The organism is Terrabacter terrae (genome assembly GCF_039529575.1).
GTDB classification, from domain to species: Bacteria; Actinomycetota; Actinomycetes; order Actinomycetales; family Dermatophilaceae; genus Terrabacter; species Terrabacter terrae.
Genome location: NZ_BAAANB010000198.1, coordinates 1 through 3596 on the forward strand (window position 1 = coordinate 1; position 3596 = coordinate 3596).

4 protein-coding genes and 1 pseudogene are annotated in these 3596 nt (G+C 70.4%); 2 read left to right on the plus strand and 3 right to left on the minus strand.

Going from position 1 to position 3596, the window contains the following annotated elements:
* Positions 1-293: pseudogene (locus ABD194_RS20935) on the minus strand (hypothetical protein); the annotation flags it as partial.
* A 275-nt stretch (positions 294-568) separates the two neighbouring features.
* Between ABD194_RS20935 and ABD194_RS20940 the strand changes: the two are divergent.
* Positions 569-1219 carry a ribonuclease H family protein gene (locus ABD194_RS20940; protein ID WP_343995141.1) on the plus strand — a complete coding sequence of 217 codons (651 nt, stop codon included), beginning with the start codon at positions 569-571 and terminating at the stop codon, positions 1217-1219.
* 13 nt (positions 1220-1232) lie between these two features.
* Here ABD194_RS20940 and ABD194_RS20945 read toward each other — a convergent pair whose 3' ends face one another.
* Entirely contained in the window at positions 1233-2183 is a 951-nt protein-coding gene (locus tag ABD194_RS20945) for an alkaline phosphatase family protein (RefSeq protein ID WP_343995143.1), read from the minus strand.
* Positions 2184-2233: 50 nt separating this feature from the next.
* The gene (locus ABD194_RS20950; RefSeq protein WP_343995145.1) at positions 2234-2815 is read right to left on the minus strand and encodes a dihydrofolate reductase family protein; all 582 of its coding nucleotides are present in this window, start codon (positions 2813-2815) and stop codon (positions 2234-2236) included.
* A 150-nt stretch (positions 2816-2965) separates the two neighbouring features.
* On the opposite strand from ABD194_RS20950, the gene ABD194_RS20955 reads away from it, so the two are divergent.
* Positions 2966-3596: LLM class flavin-dependent oxidoreductase (locus ABD194_RS20955; protein ID WP_343995147.1), on the plus strand; the 631-nt coding region annotated here is incomplete at its 3' end.

Below are 3596 nucleotides of genomic sequence, written 5' to 3' on the forward strand. Positions count from 1 at the left end.
TTGGTCGCGAGCAGGATGACCGCCGTGACGAGGAGCTGTGTCGCGGTGGGCGGCGTCTCGCCCGGCGGAGTGCGTCGCAGCACGAGCGCCACCAGCCGTGCCGCGGCGGCGGTGTTCGCCACGATCAGGACGGCGACCAAGGACAGGACCACCGGACGAGCCGCCCGTGGGACGGGTCCCGGCTTCGCCGCCACGGCAAGGAGGATCAGCACCACGACCCCTTCGATCACGGGCACCGCGAGCGGGGGTCCCTCGCGCAGCTTCGCCGGCACCAGGACCTGCGGAAGGATCACCGCGATGAGGGCGACCAGGGGCCACCGGTAGGTCTCGGACGCCGCAGCCGAACCCGCCTGTCCCGAAGGGACACCCCGAGGTACCTCTTGCTCAGGATCGACGGTCGGCTCCTCGGCCATGCGCCCATCATGCGCGCACCAGCAGTCACGTCACCGGATCTCGAGTCGACTTCGCGTCGTCCGAAGGTGTCACTACGCTCGGGTCCGCGGATCGGGTGGGCGACCGTCGAGGGAGCCCGCGCCGTGACCGCGTCGACCGACCCTCGAGGAGAACTGTGCTGGCCAAGTTTCCGGGACGCTGCCCGCGTTGTGAGGCGCCGATCCGAGCGGGCGACGAGATCGTCGGCGCGGGCGGCAGCGCGACGGGCTGGGCGCACGCCGTATGCCGGGACGACCTCGCGCTCCCGGGCCTGGCCGCGCCACGGTCGACGACCTCCGGTGCGCCGCGCGGCCGGACCGCGGGCAAGGTCCGGGCACCGAGGGCGGCGATGGTTGCTCCCGAGGGAGCGACGTTCGTCTACACCGACGGCGCGTGCTCGGGGAACCCCGGACCGGGCGGGTGGGCGTGGGCGATCGACCGGGACCGCTTCGCCTCCGGCTCGGAGCGACCCAGCACGAACCAGCGGATGGAGATCCGCGCCGCGCTGGAGGCCGTCACCGCACTCTCGGGGCCCCTGGTCGTGGTCAGCGACTCGACGTACGTCGTGAACTGCTTCCGCGACAAGTGGTGGGACGGGTGGCTCAAGCGCGGCTGGACCACCTCGGCGAAGAAGCCGGTCGCGAACCGTGACCTGTGGGAACCGCTCGTGCTGGCGGTCGAGGAACGCGGCGACGTCGCCTTCCAATGGGTCAAGGGTCACTCCGGCCACGAGATGAACGACCTCGTCGACGAGCTCGCCGTCGCGGCAAGTCTCAGCCGGGAGTGAGGCGCCCCCGGTCTCAGCGGCCCGAGAGCTTCAGTCCGAAAGCCGTGGCCATGGACGGGGCAGTGGCGGCGTGGCCGAGCGGCTTGGCCCCGAGGACCTCGCTGTAGAGGCGCGCGAGTGAGTAGTGCGTCAGCGGCCTGGTGACGACGGCGCCGTGCAGGGACGGGTGGGCCACGACGGTCAGGACGAGGTTGTTCTGGTTGTGGTCATCCTCATCGGCGGTGACCACGATCGCCAGATGCCCGCTGCGCCAGTCCGGCCCGGCCATCACCATTCCGACGTGGGTCCGGAGCCACTGGTCCGCGACCGAGAGGTCACAGTCGTGGGCGTCGTTGCACAGATCGGGAACCACCATGCCGGCGTTGGGCAGCCCTCCGTTGGTGACGTCCTTGCTCAGCTCGGTGGCCGGCACGTCGTACTTGGCGCAGGAGGAGCGCTCGCCCAGGTGGTAGGCCCACGGGTTGTGCTTCACGCCGTACCGGCCGGAGCTCTCGGTTGCGCAGTTGCCGGGCATCGCCTCGGCGTACACCTTCGCCGTCCTGCCCAGCGACAGGGCCTGGCCGAACACCGACGGCTCGTCGGTGCTGTGGCTGGAGGGCGGGTCGTCGTCGGTGATGCCGAACGTGCTGCCGCCGCTGATCGCCAGGTAGTTGGGCAGGGAGGGGTGGGTCACTGCCCGGTAGCTCGTCGCGACCGCGTACTGCTTCCCCAGCGCCGCCGTGAAGGGCATTTCTTGGCGCATCTGGTCCAGCGAGTGGTTCTCGACGACGAACACCAGCAGCTTGGTCACCGTCCCCGGCCGCACCGGGGCCAGCTGTGCCGTGCCCGGCTGTGCCGTCCCCGGATGAGTCGGGCCCGGCTGCAGGGCGGAGGAGCTCACAGGGTCGACGGGCGCTCCTGCTCCGCAGCCGCTGAGCCCCAGCAGCGCGACGGCGGTCACGAAGCCGACTAGATTCTTCGACACGCGTCCTCCCAGGCATGAACGGCTTGTCGGCCGACGGTACTTCGGGACTCTCAGTGCGGGCTGGGAGGCGGGACCGGTGGGCCGTCCAGCACTCTCGGCAGGTACTCGACCAGCTGGATCCGACCGTCGAACGTGCGGCTGTCCACCATGTCGAGCGCGACGTCCGGATACCCGTCGTAGATGCGCTCCCGACCGGTGGCTCCGGTGATGACGGGGAACATCACGACCCGGAACCGGTCGACGAGCCCGGCCTCGAGCAGGGACCGGCACAGGGCGAGGCTCCCGATCGTGCGCATCGACCGGTCGCCGTCCTGCCTCATCCTGCCCACGGCCTCGATGGCGTCGCCGGGGACCAAGGTCGAGTTGTCCCACTCCAGCGGCTCGGTCAGCGTTCTGGAGAAGACCACCTTGTCCATGCCTGTGAGCACCTCGGTCCCCGGCTCACCCTCCTTCGTGAAGGAGTGCATGAGCCGGTACGTGTTCGCCCCCATGAGAACGAGGTGGTCGTTCTCCGGACTCTCGCCCAGCCAGCTGAGGTACTCGGGCCCCTCCACACCCCACCAGCCCGGCCAGCCCTCGGCTGACGCGTAGCCGTCGAGCGACGTGATGAAGTCGACCACAACCTCAGGCATCTCGGCTCCCTTCCTCTACGGCCAGTCTGCCTCTGGTGCCCGGCCCAGGAGGACGACATCGTCGTATGCGGGTCGTCCCGTTCGTTGTGCTGGTGACAGGGCGCGACGGCGGCCCTGCAGAAGCCACAGACCTTCGATCGGAGTCGCCACATGACCAGACCGTTTCGGTTCGGAGTCGTTGCCCCGGTGCTCACTGACATGGCGACGTGGAGGCACCAGCTGCAACGCATCGCCGACAGCGGGGTCTCCACCCTGCTGATGCCCGACGTCCCGCACTGGCAGCCGGCGCCTGCCCCCACCCTCGCGATGGCAGCGGCCTGCACGAACCTGCGTGTCGGCACCTGGGTCTACGCCTCACCACTGCGCCCCGCCTGGAGCACCGCGTGGGAGGCGCACTCGATGTCGGTGCTGACCGAGGGCCGCTTCGAGATGGGCATCGGCACCGGGAGGCCCGGCATCGAGGACGAGCTGCGACAGCTGGGTATGCCGGTGGCGTCACCGACAGAGCGTCTCGCCCGAGCCCGCGAGACCGTGACCGCGCTCCGGGAGCTGGACGGCCCCGACGCCCACACGCCGGTCGTCATGGCCGTCCGCGGGCCACGAGCCCGAGCGCTCGCCCTCGACCTCGCCGACACGGTCACCATCGCGGCCGTTGCCAGCGACAGCCGTGCCTCGGTCACCGACCTGGCCCGCGGTCTCCAGGCCGTGCGAGACGTCGAGCTGGCACTGCACGTCCCGGTCGTCGGCGACACGGTGGCTCCGTTCATGGCATCCGCGCGAG